Below are 18,145 nucleotides of genomic sequence, written 5' to 3'. Positions count from 1 at the left end.
AGTAATGATTAATTGTTTAAATCCTGGAAGTAAGTGAATGTGTGATTGTTATTCAACACATGCAATACACCCGTTGTGGTAAGAATACCTGTTGTCTGACAAAGGGTTTGTAATTTCTGCCCATCCTTCAACCCTGGTAAACCAGTAGAGTCTGTTGGTACAGGATAACCATTCTCCGTAGCAATCAATTTGGTCAGGTAAATATATTTTGGCTTAGTGGTGAAAACCGTACCATCTGTATAATCAGTGGTAGGAATCAATTGTACCAGACGAAGTTCCCCATCATTTGCCTTAAAGAAGCGACCAATTTCAGTAGTGTTGTCTCTTGTAATCTTCTCTTTAAAAAGATAGGCTCTCAGGGAGTCTCTCATCACCGCGTAGTCAATAGAATCGAAGGTGTACAGGAGATTTTCGTCGTTCATTTTTACCCGCAGGTCTTCCTGCTTTTCTGCTACATAGTTACTGATAGCATAGTCAGTGATAGCGAAGAATGTTCCTGAGGCATTCACTTCCTCTTTCAGCCCTGTTCTGTCAATCAGTAATAACAGTGTATCAAATAAAGGGTTTGTTCTTAGATAATCGTAAGTGGTCATATTTACGTGCGGATCGGTAATACTGCCGCCGATTGTATAATCTTTCTTACAGGAGAAGAAAACTATTGTCATTAATATGAGGATTCCGGAAAAGATCTTTTTCATACAGCTGGTTTAAAGTGATTAGAGTTTACCCTGCCAGAAAGGTGTCTGTGCAAGGGTGTAGTCGTCTTTGAACATGTTAGGATCGATTGGCCATAACCATCCTCCTTTATTGTACTGATCCTGACTGAAAGATTCATTATAAAGCGTCACTTTATCATTTCTTACAAGATCAAAATAAGATTGCCCTTCAAAGAATAATTCTCTCAGGCGTTCTTCCAGTATTGTAGTAGCCAGTGCTTCGCCTGCGCCATTATAGTCGGGTACGCCAGCTCTTTTACGTACCTGGTTTAACAGTGTGACAGCTTCTCCATCACGGCCTAACTTATTTAAAGCTTCTGCTCTCAGGAGTATAATATCGGCGAGCCTGAATATATTCAGGTTGTTATTTAATCTCGGATCTCCTTTTGTAGAGCCATCTGCGTAGGTGATATTAGCATATTTAATCACCTGGCCATTAGAGGACTGTGGTTGAAAGAAGAAGCTTCTGTAACGGATATCTGTAGCACTATCTGTTTTATAAAGATTGTTGACATAGATTGTACTCACAGGCCATTCCAGGTATCCTTTACCATAAACAAAAGGTTGCATGAGTGTAACGGCAGAACCGTTGCCACCACCATTGATGGCAATGCCTTCATTCTGTCCTCCATTAATATTGATCTCGAAAATGCCTTCCGCTGATTTGCCGATGAATACAGATGCGTAATTAGCAGAGTCTACCAGCTGGTAACCACCTTGGGTAATCACTGTATTGGCAGCAGCCTCACAACCAGCATAATCTTTTTTCCATGCCTTGATATGTGCTTCCAATGCATAGGCGCTTCCTTTGTTTGCTCTTACAGCACGCTGTCCTTCATCGCTGTAACCAAAGGCCATATCTTTTTCAGCAATACTTACATCTGCCAGACATTGTGCCAGTACTACATCAGCAGGACTTCTCGGAATATTTAAAGCAGCATTGGCGTCATAGTCAGGCGTAAGTTTTAATGGTACGCCACCCCATACCCTGCTCATGAAGAAATAAGTAAAAGCACGGAGGAAGTATGCTTCCCCGATAATATGGGACTTAGTAGCAGGATCGACAAATTTTGTAGAGTCGATACCTGGTACCCTGGCAATGATCAGGTTTATCTGCTGAAGTAGCTTATAATATTTCTGCCAGTTCCAGTAGCTGCCGCCATTTACGTTCAGGCCCGTAAAAAGCCCTAATGCCACGTTGCTGTTGCCCGAGTCATAGTTTCCGTTGATCAGAAATTCGCTGGCAGGAACGTCGCCATAGACATGCCATGTGTTATCTGCGATAAGAATATTTCTCAACAGCGCATAGGCGCCCGCGATGGCGGTATTTGCATCTGATTCATTGGTGAAATATGCTTCTGTGAAAGTAGAATTGTGAGGCTCCAGGTCCAGTATCTTACTGCATGATGATAATGTCATGATGGAAGCCAGTAATAAGGTGATATAACCTTTATGTAAGAGTCGTTTGTTCATGATCCTTTGTTTTAAAAATTATAGACTGACATCCAATCCCAATGTGAATTTCTTAGGCAGGGGATAGCCACTGCCACTATATACACCAAAGGCATCTACCTGTTCTGCATCAGGTACATTCTTTGATTTCTGGAAAATCTTCAGGTTATCTACAAGACCATAGATACGCACACGCTTCATATGCACTCTTTCCAGTAATGCGGGATTCAAGCTATAACCCAGTGATATTTTCTTAATACGCAGGTAGGCACCGCTTTCTACCCACTGTGAACTTACCAGTGCATATTTATAACGGGTACCTGTTACAGAACTCAATGAAGGATACTGTGCATTATCACCTGGATTATACCAATAATTGATACCATTCAGGTCGGGCAGGGAGTGTGTACTGATCGAGTGTAAGGGATTTGGATCACCATCATCAGTCGGTACCAGCTGGGACAATCTTCCCGCTAAGTAATCATTGTAGATCTGACGACCGGCAGTGAACGTACAGAAGATATCCAGTGTAAATCTTTTATAGCTGAATGTGTTACTGAAACCACCTGTCAATTTAGGATTGGGGTTGCCCGTAGGAACATAGTCTGTTGCATCCAGTACGCCGTCTCCATTGGAATCCTGCCAGATCGGGTCTCCTCCTCTGAAGGGATAACCATAGAAGTTGAGAACTGAACCTGTTACAGGATTCACAGGTACATCAGCATCGGTTCTGTATATACCGGTTGCTTTGAATGTATTGTATGTGTTAATAGGCTGACCTTGTCTCAACAAGTATTTATCAAGATAGATATCGCGGCCACCATTTGGTAAAGAGGTAATGATGTTATCGTTATGGGCGATGTTCAACAGGAACTGCCATTGGAATGGTTTGGTAGGTTCAAAGATATTGGCAATGAACTGCATTTCTACCCCTGTATTTCTCACACCAATAGCATTGGCGGTGTTAGTGGAATAACCGGTAGTGATAGGCACCGCCAGTGTGAAGATCCCTCCATGTGTGGATTTAACATATGCATCTGTCACTACGCTAAAACGCCCATTCAACAAAGTAAGATCCAGACCCAGGTTCGATTGGCTTGTTTTCTCCCAGCTCAGGTTTGGGTTGGAAAGACCTTTATCAAAATTAAGGGAGATCGCAGGAACACCATTGTAAGATAGGGATTGGTTGTTGCCTGTAGAAGGGTTGGTGCTACCAGGGAAGGCGCCTGCACCAATGTTGTAGGTGTTATAAGACAGGTAGTTATCACCACCATCCGGTTGACGTCCGGTTTCACCATAACTTGCGCGCAGTTTTAATAACGTGAGCCAGCTACTTTCGTTTTTCAGCCATGGTTCATCACTGATCACCCAACCTGCAGACACGGAGGGGAAGTAACCCCAGCGATTGTTTTTACCAAAACGGGAAGAAGCATCCGCATTTATTACAGCAGATAACAGATAGCGTCCTTTAAAGCCATAGTTGACACGCAGGAAACCCGTCTGAATTCCGCTCTGTAGCAAGTCGGTGCTGGTTTCAGCCAGATTCTTATCAAGTACCGTAACTGTCCGGATCTGGTCATTCGGAATACCTACTGCGCTTGATATTGTCGCCCTGTATTCCATGTACTCCGTATTCTGACCCAACAACAGGTTCAGGGTATGGTGTTCACCCAATCCGGTGGTGTATTGAAGGGCATTACTCATCAGGTAATTGTTCCTGTTTTCCACAAAGCTGGATGCGGCTCCCGTTCCATCTCTTCTTACCGCGCCTGGGGTATATGAATCCGAACGTGCACTATGTGCCGTGTAAGATATTACTGTATTAAAGCTGAATTTTTTAGAGATTTTCCAGTCAATTACAGGACTGATGGACAAATTATCATCTGAGTTGCGGTCTGTCTGATTGGTAGTATTGCCGAAAATGAAAGCCGCATTAGCAGGCGATAAATATAATGCTGACGATGGTAAAGGGCTTGAAGCGTAATAACCGCCATTAAAAGGACCATACCCTCCTGACAGATCATTAATAGATCTGGGTCTGTCGGATCTGGCATAGCGGATAATGGTGCTGATATTCAGTTTGGGAGATAAATTCAAACCAGTAGTGCTACTGAAACTATATCTCTGAAAACCGGATTTCTTGATAATGCCCTCTTCATCATAATAATTAAGAGAGTACCTGTAGTTGATAAGATTAGTACCTCCACTTACGGAAAGGTCATAGTTACCAACCTGGCCCGTTTGATACAGCTGGCCCTGATAGTCGTTTGCGTTGTTAAAAGCGGGATTCAGACTGTCCGTAAGTATCTGAGGAATATTCTGGAGGTTTAGGTATTGTCCATAATGCTGTATCAATGCCATTTTGCCCCGGCGTTCTTCAGCACCGATCAATATCTTATCAAGCGACGGCATATCTGTGATACCATGATAAGCAGAGAAGTCGATTCTGGGTCTACCGGTAATACCACGCTTGGTCGTGATGATAATGACACCACCAGCACCCCTGGAACCGTAAATGGCAGCAGCAGACGCATCTTTCAGGATGTCAATACTCTGGATGTCATTTACGGCAATACCTGCTAACGCATCCGTATTGGTACCACTACCATAGTTGATGGCAGCGATATCTTCTGTACTTTGTGGTACCCCATCAATTACATATAATGGGCCACTCAAAGCACGGGCAAGACTTGCTTTACCTTGGGCAGTGGTGAAGTCACTGTTGATACTTCTACTGACTGCTGTATTACCACGCATTACTATATTACTTCTTACACCAGGTTCACCCGAAAAGTTCTGGACGTCCAGTCCAGGCGCACGACCTTGTAAGAGCGCACCCAGTGAGGGGGTAGGGACATCCAATAAGTTTTTAGGATTTACAGAAGTCACAGAAGCCGTCACACTCTTGCGGGAAGCTTCCTGATAACCGATAACCACTACATCTTTAAGGTCCGTTTTATCGCGCTTTAATACAATAGCTACATTGGATTCAGCACCTTTCACTTTATAAGTAAAAGGCAGATAGCCGACAATTGAGAATGTCAGGGTGCTACCTACATTGGCTTTGATGGTAAAGCCGCCATCTATATTTGATACTGCACCTGCTTTAGAATCAGAGATACTGATCGATGTGCCTGGAACGAATGTGCCGTCTCCTCCGTCCTTGATAGTCCCGGACACACTGACACGCGTGTCCGCCGTGCCTTGTGCATTGGCAAAATTAGACATAAGGGTGAAGACGAGCGTTAATAACACTACACTACAGCCGTAGCTGTATCTTGTTAAATTAACAATCATGAAATAGAATTAATGGAGGATTATGAAATTGGTTGATAATGCCCTATAGGCAATAGATTTAATACGGGCTTGTTTAATACTTTTCCCAGTATTATGCTGTTACAAATTTTTCGTTGATATAATAATAACTGGCATGAGCGTTGTAAAAAAGTCTTAGACCCACATATCCTTATTGTTTGCTCTGCGACACTAATTGGCCTCTCATTGTTCGTCTCACGTGACTAGCTGTTTTTGCCAGACTTGATTTTGGTTGCTATAAAACTATCGAATTTTGACAAGATAGTACGTATTTGGTAAATAAGTAGTCATTAAAAAGTGAACGGATTGTAAACAATCTTAAATGAAATTTAAATGCTCTGGTAGTGTAGTCGACAAAGCCACAAGCGCTTAATCAGCTAAAGGAGGGTAATCTATCTGAAAACAAAAGAAGGACAAATCAAACGGTAATGATTTGTCCATACTAAAAGGATAAAGCATGTCTTCTTTGGGAGCATTTTGCGAGCTAAGGGGTGTCTTGTTTGAAAGACATTACCAGGTACCTCCGGGGAGATATTAAAAGACCAGTGGCGTCATTGGATGCTGTTTCTGATATACCAAAGAAAGAATGGTAATGCGCCGTTTTTTTTTGCGTAGAAACAATAACTATTAATCATGATGCTTTATTTATATTTGTTTTGTGTCTCTGATGATGAATTGGTAACAACTATCCTGATCATTAACGATCTTCACTTACAAAGTATTATAATATAGACATGTATAAGATGAGAGCCATATTATTAATTATCAACTTGTTTTTGATTGTAGTAGCTCAGGCGCAGCAGAGTGGGAAGAGATAACTCCAATAAAGTATGAAAGTTTTTTCTCTTTTGTTGATGGTTGTTGCCCGGTCAGACTTAATGGAAAATGTGGGTTTATTAATGATGGAATAATGGGATCTCATTCTACATAAACAAAAAAGGGAGAAGTGATAAAGTAAAATAAAAGCCTTCAGCATCGTATCTGAAGGCTTTTATTTTTCTGAAGGGGAAAGGAGATGTTTTGAACCTTTCTGCCAGCATCTATTTGTTGTTTGTCTGTTGATTAAATTTCAATGTCATTAACTGCGTTACCTTTTTCAATTTATGGGTAACAGCTTTTGTTTGCTTCAGATGGACGTCAGCATCGTTACTGATACACCTGAGATCTGCTAATGACAGGTAATCGGGGTGGTAGATTTCTGATATGGTTACATACGGGTATTCTTTCCCGTTTTTTTGAATATAGAAAATATACATCCAGATGGATAATTTTTGAGGCGTAACATTTCCCATTAACTTATATAATGCATTATAATCGACAGACGGAGACAACTCTCCCAGATAGATTGTCTTCTTTTCAATTTTCCAACCCTGTGCTTTGAAAGTACTTCCTATGGAACCTCCGTTTACAACTTGCTCATGTTCTTTTGAAAAGGAACTGTCGATATTTTCCGGATAGTCTACGATAGCCAGTGTTCGGGTTATTTTCTTACCATCATAAAGGTTGGATACCCTTAAATGAGGACTGTTATAAAGCACATCAATCCCGTAAGCCCCAAACTTTTTCTCGATTCTTTCGCTATTTAGCAGATTGGCAGGCAGTGTTGAATCACAAGGTATAGAAGCTACTGTCTGATCATGGCCGTGTTGAGCATAAGATATGCTAGCAGAAAATAATATCGCCAAAAATGCCAGAACAAATATGTGTGATTTAGCGTTCATGCTTATGTTTATTTGTTAGATGTAAAAGTATCAAAATAGTAGCATATCCGTTAACGTAGGCAAATCTTGCAATATTGTTTAAAATATAGTGATGACATAAAATATGTGAACTAATATTCCCCAAAACCTATGTTGAAATGCGACAGGTCTACAACCCAAAGGGTAGGTAGAGCGATCTACTGAGATGATATTCGTGCTTTTGGTTGCAATAATTGCTTGCATAGGGAAATATTGGCGACGGATGATTGCTTTATTTAAACTTAATAAAATGAAATTGGAAAACAGTACTGTATTGATTACAGGGGGAACTAACGGGATTGGTTTGGAGTTTGCGAAACAATTAATGCAACATGGTGCAAACGTTATTGTTACCGGTCGCAATCCTGACAAACTGGATGAAACAAAAAGGCAATTTCCAGGTATAAATACTATTCAAAGCGATGTGAATAATCCGGATAGTATTAAGGCGCTTTACAAGCAGGTTACATCCCAATTTCCTGAGTTGAATATCATCATTAATAATGCGGGAATTATGCATAGTGTGGAGGTAAACGATAAGGGTGTGGACATATATAACGTTACGGAGGAGATTGAAACGAATTTTTCAGGAACCATCCGGATGATTCATCAGTTTCTCCCTCATTTGATGAATAAAAAATCTTCAGCGATTGTAAATGTTACGTCAGGTCTTGCATTTGTACCATTCACTGTTTCACCAATATATTGCGGCACGAAAGCGGGCATTCATATATATTCACAGGCATTGCGGCTTCAACTGAAAAACACAAGTGTGAAAGTATTTGAGGTGGCTCCTCCGAAAACAAACAAGCCTTTGCAAACAGGTATACCGGAAAAGAGTCATCCCAGGGATATGAAAGTAGACAAAATGGTGAGCCTTTCTATTCAGGGTATTTTAAATGATAAGCTGGAAATCAGACCTGGATTAGCGAATGTTATGAAGTGGATGAGCCGGATAGCGCCTAACTTCTTTACGGAAATGATAGATAAAAGAATAAGTAAAGCAAAAGCTAGTCTCCAACATTAATAACCATCCCATGAATATAGTAAATTCTATTAGTAAGGTTTTTTCCATAGTAATAATGATGACGCTTATATCTTGTACTATTCCCAGGAGATTATATTTAAGTAATAAAGTTGGTAAAACAATCACGATAACTGTTGATAGTACTTTTGTAGGAGATAAAGGAACAATGTTGTTTTCATTTATGCATGAGCTGAATGGAAGACGAGTTGCTCCCGGGCATATCAGAATAAGTTTTGGGAAGGAAAAATGGGATAAAGCTGATGAAGAAAGTTTGAAAAATCTACTTCAGAACGTAATGATCAAGAAGGATGGAGATACCAAAGGCTTTAGATTGCCCAAAGATATACGTATAGGTCATGGAATACTGATTCCTAATGGGACAAAGGGCCAGGGAGTGAGTAGATAGAGGAATGGGGTAGGTAGAAATGGGAAGAAAGTTGTTTAATGACGGATATGATGCTACAACCTCTTACAGGTCTTTAAATAATGCAGAGGTTAGTTTTATACAATTAGCTTAGCCGGGGGACGGTTAAATTTGTATGAATCAAAAAATGACCCAGATGACACCCTTTACAATAGCAATTCCACAAGAAGTATTAAATGATCTGTCTATAAGATTAAAACAGACGCGTTGGACTGATGAACCAGAAAATGCTGGCTGGAATTATGGCACCAATCCGGCTTATTTACGCGAACTGGTAGATCACTGGCAGAATAATTACGATTGGAGAACCCAGGAGACCTATCTGAATAAATTTCCACAGTTTAAGATAGCAATAGATGGTACCATGGTGCATTTTATATATGTGAAAGGAAAATCTAACGACGGCAAACCATTGATCTTAACCCACGGATGGCCAGATAGCTTCTATAGGTTTCATAAAATAATCCCCATGCTTACTGATCCCGAAAATTATGGCGGTAATGCAGCAGAGGATTTTGATCTTGTGATCCCCTCAATACCTGGTTTTGGATTTTCAGACCGCGTTCCGCAAAGTAGTGATCAGACGGCCCGTTTATGGGCCAGGTTAATGACAGAGGTATTAGGATACCGAACGTTCTTTGCAGCAGGAGGCGATATGGGTGCAACAATCAGCAAATCATTGGCCAATCAGTATCCTTCACAGGTCTCTGCTATTCATATCACGGATGTTGGCTATCCAAACGGGCGGGAGGATTGGTTAACAATGTCTGCCCCGGAGCAGGAGTTTGGCAGCTTTATCCAGCAATGGTTTTTTACAGAAGGGGCTTTTAACCTTCTTCAGACGACAAAGCCGCAAACACTAGGTTACGGCTTAAATGATTCCCCTGTAGGTCTAGCATCCTGGATAATTGAAAAGTTCCATGCTTGGTCTGGTAAGCCGGAAAACTTAGACGATCAATATACGAAAGATGACCTGATCACCAATATCATGATATATTGGATCACGGAAACCATTAATACCTCAATCCGTACATATGCTGAGGAAGGTAAGGCCGCCTGGACAACAGGCTTGCAATCGGAAATGAGAGTCGAAGCCCCTACAGGCGTAGCCTTATTTCCGGGAGAAGCACCTTTTCCAATAGAATGGGCCAACAGGAAAGTGAATGTGCAACGATTTAATATTATAGAAAAAGGTAGCCATTTTGCTGCGTTGACTGTGCCAGATCTGTATGCAAAAGAATTGAGGGATTTCTTTTATGGCAAATTTTAAAACCGCTAAAGCAATAAGAAATCACTAATTAATTACTCCTTTCAGAAAGTTTAAAGCCTTCAGATCCATCTGTGGGCTTTAAATTTTCCGGAAAGGCTATGAAGGACAGCCCTCAATTCTTTTGATGAAAATTGGGATGAAATCCTCCTTTCTCCGAAAATATTACCTATGCCACCTGCTAATTAGGAGTACAGAAATAATTTTTTTGACGGCATAGGGGTAAATGCTTCTAAAACAGTCTTAATTGGAAATTACAAATTTGACAGGGGACACGTTTTTAACAAAAAATTGTAATTCGCTGACTTTTTATGTGGAAACAATACCGGATATTAGGAATCATCATTTCACTCGGAATAGGTCTGGCCGCAGTACCCATTAAATTGACCGGAAGTGATGTTCATTCGGGTGGTCTATATTTAGCGGTACGCACAATCAGATATACTTTCACAGCAGGACTACTTGCATTTTTTTTACACCTTTGGTTGAACAGAAAATATGCCTTGCTTCACAATAAAGGACGATATCTGGCCTACGTATGCAGCATCATATTTGTTACCATAGCTGTTTTTATCGCTTCTATCTTACTCGATTTTGTATTTAGCAGACTATCGACAAACTCCTCCTTATCCATTGCCATAGAGGATCTGAACTGGTACCTGATGATATTAAGGTGTTTACTGCTTAGTATGGTACAATTTCTTATTGTATTTTATTTGCAATTATTGAGAGAAAGGCAAAATCGTATTCTTGAATTAGAAAAGCTTAAACAAGCGCAGTTGGAAGCCGATTTGTCCAATTTGAAGGAGCAAATGAGTCCACACTTTTTGTTTAACACATTAAATACTTTAATCTCGATAACACAGGAAAAACAGGTTAAAGATTACGTTGCTGATCTTGCCAGTGTTTATAGATATATGCTGGTTCATAATAAGTTGCATGTTGTTTTAATAGAAAACGAATTAAATTTCATCAAGTCTTACTTATATATTATTAAAACACGCCTAGGAGATGCCATTGAAATAGACATTCATCTTGAAGGGGAATTAATGCAGACCCTGATACCTCCACTGACATTACAACTTTTGCTGGAAAACGCGATTAAACATAATATAGCATCTGTTGGCAAACCTTTAAGAATACAGATCTATAATGACGCATCGTTTATCATCATAAGTAATAATCTCAACCCAATGAAATCACAGTATTATTCAACGGGGGTCGGACTAAGTAATTTGCTGAACCGCTATCAGCTCTTATTTTCCGGAAATTTAATAATTGAAAAAAGCTCAACAATGTTTACTGTTAAGTTGCCTATATATGAGAATTTTAATTATAGAGAATGAAATCAATACGGCAAATGAGTTGAAAAGAATATTGGTTGATCTGGATGCATCCAATATTATAATAGCCATCCTTGATTCCGTAGAAGAGAGTGTTAAGTTTTTGAGAGGGAATGACTTACCGGATCTGATCTTTTCTGATATTCAACTGGCAGATGGAATGTGTTTCGACATCTTCAGGGAAGTTCCCATCAAAACACCCATAATTTTTTGTACATCTTTTGATGAATATATGCTTGATGCCTTTAAAACAAATGCAGTAAGCTATTTATTAAAACCTATCACTAAAGATTCGGTAAGAACAGCAATGGAGAAATATCAAACACTGAAATCAGTTTTTGAATCAGCTGCTGCGACACTTACTATTGAAAAACTAGGCCAGCAATTAAAAAACAACTACAAAAAGTCTATACTTGTAGAACAACGGGAGAGTATTATTCCTCTTCCTGTAAATGATATTGCTTATATTTATTTGGAAAATACGATAGTACAAATCGGAACAGCCAAAAATCACCAATATTTCATTTCTTCAACGCTTGACGAATTGGAGAGAATGCTTGATCCGGAGGTGTTCTATCGCGCCAATCGCCAATTCATCATTAATAAGCTTTCCATTGTTAATGTAGAAAAAATTTTCCCCCGAAAGTTGCTTGCTAAACTTGCTGTAAATACCCCCGAATCAATAGTAATCAGCAAAGCAAATGCATCATCCTTTCTCCGATGGCTGGAAGGTTTGTAATAATAGATGATAATAAAAAACACGCAATACTTTGGCGTTTTATCACTACATGTTCCGCAGTGGTAGCGGCTCTTTTCCCTGCATCTCCTATAAATGGATCGTGCGGACTGTAATCATTCATGCTTAAATATCAGGTACTATAAAAGAATACACATTCCTTGTTGTATGCAATGCAGACGTACTTGTTTTGTAAATGATGCAACTAGTATGTTTATATCTCTTCGTTAGACTTGTATAGTATGACTTCCAGAAAATATAGCTATGGTCAGCGTACTTGTTTTTATTGCTCCAAATAAAAAAAATACAACGATGTAATGATCGGGAAATTGTTGTTTTTTATCCCAAGCCGGAAAATATCATGCAATAAAAAAATCCCCCGTATACACGATTTTATCAAGTTCTTTTAAGGTCTGTCCGGCTTAGCGGCTTATTTGCCCGCCTCTCATTGATTGTCTCAATAATATTTTACGATTACTACTTCATTTGCACCAGAAACGAAAGTTATATGGATTATTTGAAGCTCTTCGGACTTACACTAATACTGGTGATAAAATTGACTGTCTTTCCTGTTGCCGCGCAGAATCTTCCGCTTCATCATGGTTATGCGCATAATGATTACCATCATAAACGACCTTTGTATGAAGCTCTTGGGAATGGCTATACCTATATCGAAGCAGATATTTACTTGTGGCGTAATCAACTGATCGTGGCGCACGTAATACCACAGCTTCGCCTGCATAAAACATTGGAGAATTTGTACCTAGCGCCACTACTCAATTGCATTAACGGAACTGATCGAAGAACTACCATCCCTGACGCTCCGATAACGCTCATGATTGATATCAAGTCGGGTAGTGAGCGTACCTATCAAGCCCTGGACGCATTATTGGGAAAATACCACGAAATGCTTTCAGAATATCGTGACGGACAAATGATCCAGCGTCAGGTTACCATCGTCATCACAGGACACAAGCCGGTTGCATCTATAAAAACACAGCGGAACCGTTTTGTTTTTATAGATCAGGACCTGATGCAGGTGCAAAAAGATACATTGGCTGCTAATCTTTACCAAACGGCCAGTTGCAAATACGCGCGTATGTTGAAATGGACAGGACGGGGTGATTTTCCTGCAGAGGAACGCCGTAGGCTTTGTGACTATGTGATGCAGGCACATCGTTATGGCAAAAAGGTACGCCTGTGGGCATCACCGGAAAACCCCGTGGTATGGAATGCGCTATTGGACTGTGGCGTAGATCTCATTAACACGGACCGGCTCACTGATCTAAAAGATTTTTTAAACGACCGCCAGGTGATTGCCAATGTACTCCCTGGAACTTAACCTACAATTGTGTCATAACCAAGGTGGCAGATGGCAAGTCCTGCTATCCTTCCGATAAAAGCTCACGCCTCGCGTGGGCTTTTATTTTCTTAGTGGAGAAAGAAGTGTCTCCCCGGACCTTTGACAGTCAGCATCATGTAAGCTAAGACCTATTGTTTACAATGAGGAGCAAGTTAAAGTCAACTATCTCAAAGACCATAATGAGGAGACAAACCAAGTTGCCTGAATACATCCGCAAGCGCGGAGGCGATGATAGCATTTCCTTTATCTGATGGATGTAATCCGTCGTAAGTAAGGTTTACCGCTGCTGGTGGATAGGGATATTCATTATTTTCAGGATTGAAGGGTATGTTTACAAATGCCGGGTATTTATAATTGACATATTTACCGTTTTTGGGATTCTTCAGATGTTTGAACTTTACCATGTTTCTCAGTGTAAGCAGCGGATGATGATATAGGTCGACGACCGGAATCTGTTCATAGCGTCCGATAGTTAAAACCGCATTTGCAAATTCTTCCAGTGTTTGCCCATTTTTCTTCTGGTAGGAACCGAAAGCATTATTTTTAGCATCTGCGATATACACAAAATCGTTACGCTGCATAGGTGTGATCAATACAATCTTGGCCTCGGGATTCAGTTGGCGGATCTTACTGATAATGATCCGGAAGGAGCCATAAACTGTTGTATTCCCATTGTCATGCTGATAGTCATCCAACTTTCCTACCGGTCTGCCCTGCCACCAGTCGTTGGTGCCAAGAAAAACAGAATATACATCTGCTTTGATCAGACCAAGACTATCAATGTTACCTGCGATTCCACCTGATGTCCATCCGTTATGTCCCTGATTGATATATTTAAGATTGGGCAATATCTCATTCAGGCGGGTTAAATATCCTTTAGACACCCTGTTACCCGTTTCATCCAGATGATCATTCAGATAGGTGATGGAATCGCCGATAGCTACCCAGGTTAATTCTTTCTCCCTGAATGAAGACAGTAGAAATATGGCAAGTAATATTGGTAGATACTTTTTCATGTGGATTTTTTAAACTTGAAAATATTTGAGCGCTGGTGAAACGTTGGTGGATTACTGTCAATCTGCAGGAGCTAACGCGGTTCCCTGAGGTTTTGGTTTTTAAACTGTCATTAGTGTTTCTTAATCGTACCCTGTGCCATTGTAAGCCGATAAGTTAGCATTCTTTAATCATTTAAGCTAAGACCGCGCATCAATTATCTGCAATAAAAAAAGCCTTCAGATTAATCTGAAGGCTTTAATTTCTGCGGAGAAAGAGGGATTCGAACCCCCGGACCTTTGACAGTCAACGGTTTTCAAGACCGCCGCATTCGACCGCTCTGCCATTTCTCCGGTTGCAAAATAATAGTAGTGAACTCGAATCACCAAATATTTTTCTAAAATGTGTAAATCTTTTTATTGATTCTTTTCCCAGGTGCTTATATAATCATCAGCAAAGTCTTCAGTTTTCTTCGTATGCAGGGCTCCATCCACCTTTATGTATAGGTGCTACACAATGCCCGATTTCGTGCAACAACACCTTCCGGTAGATCTTTTTTATCGTCACATCAGCAAATTCCAGGTAGTATCCATTTCTGTCCTTAAGCAGGACTGTACTTTGTTCTGCGTAAAAAGAGAGGGCTTTAGAATCGGGTCTATTGCTTCTGAAGTACAGGCGCTTATCTTTTGACATAGCGGTGAGTTTAATGAGACATACCTTGCTGTTATGGATAAAATGGCCCTATAGAATCTCGCCTGGACAGGTATGATGACTTCTTGACCTTTGTAAGCCAGATATGCGTCAACGGTTGCGTGTGTTCAGCCAGAAGAGTGGCCAATTATAGATGCCATGGTCAAGTTTCTTGCGCATACGTCCGCCCATGATGGCGCCAAACTTTCTATTCCTTTTCCAGGCTGTCGCTTTTTTCGGTTGCATGTAGTGAAATTGTCAGAAGAAAGGGGGTATTGCTGTCAAATATAATGAAAAGGGAGGGTGGGATGTATCAGTATTATAATACTCCGATATTAATTGTCTTATTTTACTGATAGTCATGGGCTGTCTAATTTTGTTTCTGTTAATTAATCAGTAGTAAAAAAGCACTGGTATCATGAAAATTTATTTAACCGCTGTTATCAAAGCAAAAGATATATACAAAGACGAAGTAAGCGCAGTACTGCAGAACATGGTAGCGCACACCCGTAAAGAGGAAGCCTGCGAACTATACAGTCTGCATCAGGGGATAGAAGACAAGAACCTTTTTACTTTTTATGAGATATGGAAAAGTAAAGAAGGACTGGACGCACATAATCGACAGCCCTATATCAAAGCATTTGTTGAAATGGCGGCTGAAAAGTTACAGGAACCACCACTTGTCTTATTGACGACACTGGTGTAGTAAATGCTATTATCTGAATAACTGCAATAGATAACTTCAAATGATTAATCATGAAAGCAAAAGACTTTATAAACATAGCCGGATTAGCCGGTATATTATTGACGGGTGCATCCTTATATGCGCAAAGTACAGTAGGGGATACAGCCTGGTATTTATGGAAAGGCAATCGTGCCTGGCGGTACTGAGTTTACGGTGGCTGATATCCAGGCTGTATTGAAGAAACAGGGGATAAGCATCCGCAAAGGGGATGTGGTATTGTTTAATACCGGCTGGCTGGAACTGATCGGAAAGGATAATAAACAGTTCCTGGAAGTAGAGCCAGGGATTGGTATGGAAGCTGCCAGATGGCTGGCAGATGAGGAAGTAGTTGCTTTTGGAGGGGATACCTGGGCGTCCGAAGTATATCCTAATCCGAAGAGTAATGAAGAGTTTCCTGTCAATCAGTTTATGCTTGCAAAACGTGGGATCTATAATCTGGAATTGATAGACAGCCGCGCGCTGGTAAGAGATAAAGTATGGGAGTTCCTGTTCGTACTCGGACAACCGTTATATGTAGGATCTACACAGGTCAATATCAATCCTGTAGCGATCCATTAAGTATGTTGCGTGTGTATTGATAAAAAGCGGTGCTTGATATTGTAAATCCCCGATTTTTTATCAATTTAGCAGGAGATTTCCAAACCCTTGTGACTTATGAAATATATCATCTTTTCCGCCCTGCTACTTTTATTTTCCTGTGCATCGCAGGAGAATAAGTCTAATAGCGCCGTCCCTTCCAAAGATTCCACCGTAGCGCCAGTCGCTGTAACACCGATTGAAACAGTTCCCAAAGAAGAACCACAGATCCTTTTGGATGGTATCAGTGCCGGAACAGCATTGACACAAAAACAGATGATATTATATTTTCACGCGGATACCACCTACTATGAGTTGTTCAATGTAAGCTCTTCTTTAACGAGTATTGATTTGTTGGGAGATAGCCTCATGATCGCTGTCGTGCACCAGAATGATAATAACTGTGCAAAATCGGAGTTATATGTCATCAATCGCTATTCTTTTGATAAAATAAGTGAGAAAGAAATAGAAGTATCCTGCGATATGGATGACCAGTCACAGGACCATGTATCTTTTGTATTTACAGGTAAGCAGGAGTTTGTTATTACAACTGAAACATATGATAAAGGTGTGAATAGCGATGGCCCTTCCGCTACTGTCAAAGAATACTGGACCATTTTGCCTGATGGTCAGTTTGAAAAAAGGTCCGATAAACAAAGTGAAAAACATTCCTGATCGAAATGTACATTTAATGAGAAAAACTGTTGTAATTCTCAGCAGCTTTTACTATTTTTATCTAGTAGATAACCATGTGCAGTTGACCTGTCAGCCCAATATAGTTTCCATTACAAATCCAATGAATTACTAGACCCGCCAGCTGTTTTTCATTCTTCATTACATCTTTATTTATGAAAACCAGAGCTTTCAATTTAGCTATTGAAGCAATTACAGCTGTATTGCTTTTACTTTGGATTTACACCGGCCTCAATAAGGTAATTCAGTATGATAAATTTAGTTTTGAAGCAGGCCGTTCTCCTTTTTTACAACACATTTCTCCGCTGGTAGCTGTATTAGTACCTGTAGGCGAACTCCTCACAGCTGCCTTGCTGATTTTTAAACGGACGCGGGTAGCTGGTTTGTATGTCTCTTTATTTGCCCTGACATTGTTCACAGGATATGTGTATATCATGTTGCGGTATGCCTATGATCTGCCCTGTAGTTGCGGAGGCATTATAGAGCTCCTGACATGGGAACAACACCTGTTAGTGAATCTGATGCTGACCCTGCTGACTGCAATCGCGTTAATATTGCAAAGCAGTGTCGATATTTTACAGCAACGAAGTATATCATTGTCTTAACATTTTTATTGATCAATAAAACAGGAACCTTTGCTCCTGAATAAGCAGAGGCAGTCTATCTGACTGTATTAATTTCCTAACAAAATAAACCATACGTCATGAAAAAGATGAAGATCAGCCTTGCTGCACTGGTAGCTTTTGCTGCCGTTGGATTAACCCTCTCTACCAACGCAGGAACTATTATTAAAAAGACACAGGGTGTTTGCTACAGGACTGTCACTATCCCCGGATTACCGGCAGATCGTACAGCTACCTATGGTGGTAACCTCATTTTGTCATTCGGAAACACCGTAAAAAATGCAGCCGATCCTAATACTGCTGCCAATTGCAGTGGTGATGGCTACTTCTGCTGTGCTACTACTTTCCAGTCAGCTGGTAATACATACGTTTGGGAAGTATTTCTGACTGATCTCTGATCATAGCTGGTGCTGCTCACAGTAGCAATGCCGCTGAAGGAAATG

The 18,145-nt window shown here is 40.4% G+C and carries 19 protein-coding genes and 1 tRNA gene; 12 read left to right on the top strand and 8 right to left on the bottom strand.

Features of this window, described 5'->3' with window-relative positions:
- Positions 1–8: 8 nt before the first annotated feature.
- From CPIN_RS33095 to CPIN_RS33080, 4 genes are all read right to left on the bottom strand, one after another.
- A complete protein-coding gene (locus CPIN_RS33095; RefSeq protein ID WP_012794250.1) occupies positions 9–698 on the bottom strand; it encodes a hypothetical protein in 690 nt (229 codons plus the stop codon).
- An 18-nt stretch (positions 699–716) separates the two neighbouring features.
- Positions 717–2,189 (bottom strand): RagB/SusD family nutrient uptake outer membrane protein, encoded by a 1,473-nt coding sequence (locus CPIN_RS33090; RefSeq protein WP_012794249.1) that lies wholly within the window; start codon positions 2,187–2,189, stop codon positions 717–719.
- An 18-nt stretch (positions 2,190–2,207) separates the two neighbouring features.
- On the bottom strand, positions 2,208–5,465 hold the full coding sequence (locus tag CPIN_RS33085; RefSeq protein WP_012794248.1) for a SusC/RagA family TonB-linked outer membrane protein: 3,258 nt from the start codon (positions 5,463–5,465) through the stop codon (positions 2,208–2,210).
- Between the two features lie 1,058 nt (positions 5,466–6,523).
- A complete protein-coding gene (locus CPIN_RS33080) occupies positions 6,524–7,204 on the bottom strand; it encodes a hypothetical protein (protein WP_012794247.1) in 681 nt (226 codons plus the stop codon).
- Between the two features lie 268 nt (positions 7,205–7,472).
- Between CPIN_RS33080 and CPIN_RS33075 the strand changes: the two genes are divergently transcribed.
- The 6 genes from CPIN_RS33075 (at position 7,473) to CPIN_RS33050 (ending at position 13,361) form a co-directional block, all read left to right on the top strand.
- On the top strand, positions 7,473–8,249 hold the full coding sequence (locus CPIN_RS33075; protein WP_012794246.1) for an SDR family oxidoreductase: 777 nt from the start codon (positions 7,473–7,475) through the stop codon (positions 8,247–8,249).
- A 10-nt stretch (positions 8,250–8,259) separates the two neighbouring features.
- Complete coding sequence (locus CPIN_RS33070; RefSeq protein WP_012794245.1) at positions 8,260–8,655, top strand: hypothetical protein; 396 nt, start codon at positions 8,260–8,262, stop codon at positions 8,653–8,655.
- A gap of 133 nt (positions 8,656–8,788) precedes the next feature.
- Positions 8,789–9,943 (top strand): epoxide hydrolase family protein, encoded by a 1,155-nt coding sequence (locus CPIN_RS33065; RefSeq protein WP_012794244.1) that lies wholly within the window; start codon positions 8,789–8,791, stop codon positions 9,941–9,943.
- A gap of 308 nt (positions 9,944–10,251) precedes the next feature.
- Positions 10,252–11,286, top strand: a complete 1,035-nt coding sequence (locus CPIN_RS33060; RefSeq protein ID WP_012794243.1) for a sensor histidine kinase — start codon at positions 10,252–10,254, stop codon at positions 11,284–11,286.
- Positions 11,261–12,022: a LytR/AlgR family response regulator transcription factor gene (locus tag CPIN_RS33055; protein WP_012794242.1), complete on the top strand. Its 762-nt coding sequence runs from the start codon at positions 11,261–11,263 to the stop codon at positions 12,020–12,022. The genes CPIN_RS33060 and CPIN_RS33055 overlap by 26 nt, the downstream gene beginning before the upstream one ends.
- A gap of 505 nt (positions 12,023–12,527) precedes the next feature.
- On the top strand, positions 12,528–13,361 hold the full coding sequence (locus CPIN_RS33050) for a phosphatidylinositol-specific phospholipase C/glycerophosphodiester phosphodiesterase family protein (protein WP_012794241.1): 834 nt from the start codon (positions 12,528–12,530) through the stop codon (positions 13,359–13,361).
- 188 nt (positions 13,362–13,549) lie between these two features.
- Here CPIN_RS33050 and CPIN_RS33045 read toward each other — a convergent pair whose 3' ends face one another.
- The 4 genes from CPIN_RS33045 to CPIN_RS39515 form a co-directional block, all read right to left on the bottom strand.
- Complete coding sequence (locus tag CPIN_RS33045) at positions 13,550–14,398, bottom strand: SGNH/GDSL hydrolase family protein (protein WP_012794240.1); 849 nt, start codon at positions 14,396–14,398, stop codon at positions 13,550–13,552.
- Positions 14,399–14,643: 245 nt separating this feature from the next.
- A tRNA-Ser gene (locus CPIN_RS33040) sits at positions 14,644–14,728 on the bottom strand.
- Between the two features lie 109 nt (positions 14,729–14,837).
- Positions 14,838–15,068: a hypothetical protein gene (locus tag CPIN_RS33035; protein WP_012794239.1), complete on the bottom strand. Its 231-nt coding sequence runs from the start codon at positions 15,066–15,068 to the stop codon at positions 14,838–14,840.
- Positions 15,069–15,176: 108 nt separating this feature from the next.
- On the bottom strand, positions 15,177–15,311 hold the full coding sequence (locus CPIN_RS39515) for a hypothetical protein (RefSeq protein WP_272867909.1): 135 nt from the start codon (positions 15,309–15,311) through the stop codon (positions 15,177–15,179).
- 172 nt (positions 15,312–15,483) lie between these two features.
- Between CPIN_RS39515 and CPIN_RS33030 the strand changes: the two genes are divergently transcribed.
- From CPIN_RS33030 to CPIN_RS33010, 6 genes are all read left to right on the top strand, one after another.
- Positions 15,484–15,771 (top strand): putative quinol monooxygenase, encoded by a 288-nt coding sequence (locus CPIN_RS33030; protein ID WP_012794238.1) that lies wholly within the window; start codon positions 15,484–15,486, stop codon positions 15,769–15,771.
- Between the two features lie 50 nt (positions 15,772–15,821).
- The gene (locus CPIN_RS39510; RefSeq protein WP_272867908.1) at positions 15,822–15,956 is read left to right on the top strand and encodes a hypothetical protein; all 135 of its coding nucleotides are present in this window, start codon (positions 15,822–15,824) and stop codon (positions 15,954–15,956) included.
- Entirely contained in the window at positions 15,940–16,368 is a 429-nt protein-coding gene (locus tag CPIN_RS33025) for a cyclase family protein (protein ID WP_222838167.1), read from the top strand. The genes CPIN_RS39510 and CPIN_RS33025 overlap by 17 nt, the downstream gene beginning before the upstream one ends.
- Before the next feature lie 96 nt (positions 16,369–16,464).
- The gene (locus CPIN_RS33020) at positions 16,465–17,061 is read left to right on the top strand and encodes a hypothetical protein (RefSeq protein ID WP_012794237.1); all 597 of its coding nucleotides are present in this window, start codon (positions 16,465–16,467) and stop codon (positions 17,059–17,061) included.
- 173 nt (positions 17,062–17,234) lie between these two features.
- Positions 17,235–17,684: a MauE/DoxX family redox-associated membrane protein gene (locus CPIN_RS33015; RefSeq protein ID WP_012794236.1), complete on the top strand. Its 450-nt coding sequence runs from the start codon at positions 17,235–17,237 to the stop codon at positions 17,682–17,684.
- Between the two features lie 98 nt (positions 17,685–17,782).
- Positions 17,783–18,100: a hypothetical protein gene (locus CPIN_RS33010; RefSeq protein ID WP_012794235.1), complete on the top strand. Its 318-nt coding sequence runs from the start codon at positions 17,783–17,785 to the stop codon at positions 18,098–18,100.
- Positions 18,101–18,145 lie beyond the last annotated feature (45 nt).

Origin of the sequence: Chitinophaga pinensis DSM 2588, assembly GCF_000024005.1 — a bacterium.
Lineage (GTDB): Bacteria > Bacteroidota > Bacteroidia > Chitinophagales > Chitinophagaceae > Chitinophaga > Chitinophaga pinensis.
The sequence above is the reverse complement of the archived record's forward strand: the minus strand, read 5'-3'. Positions and strand labels throughout refer to the sequence as shown.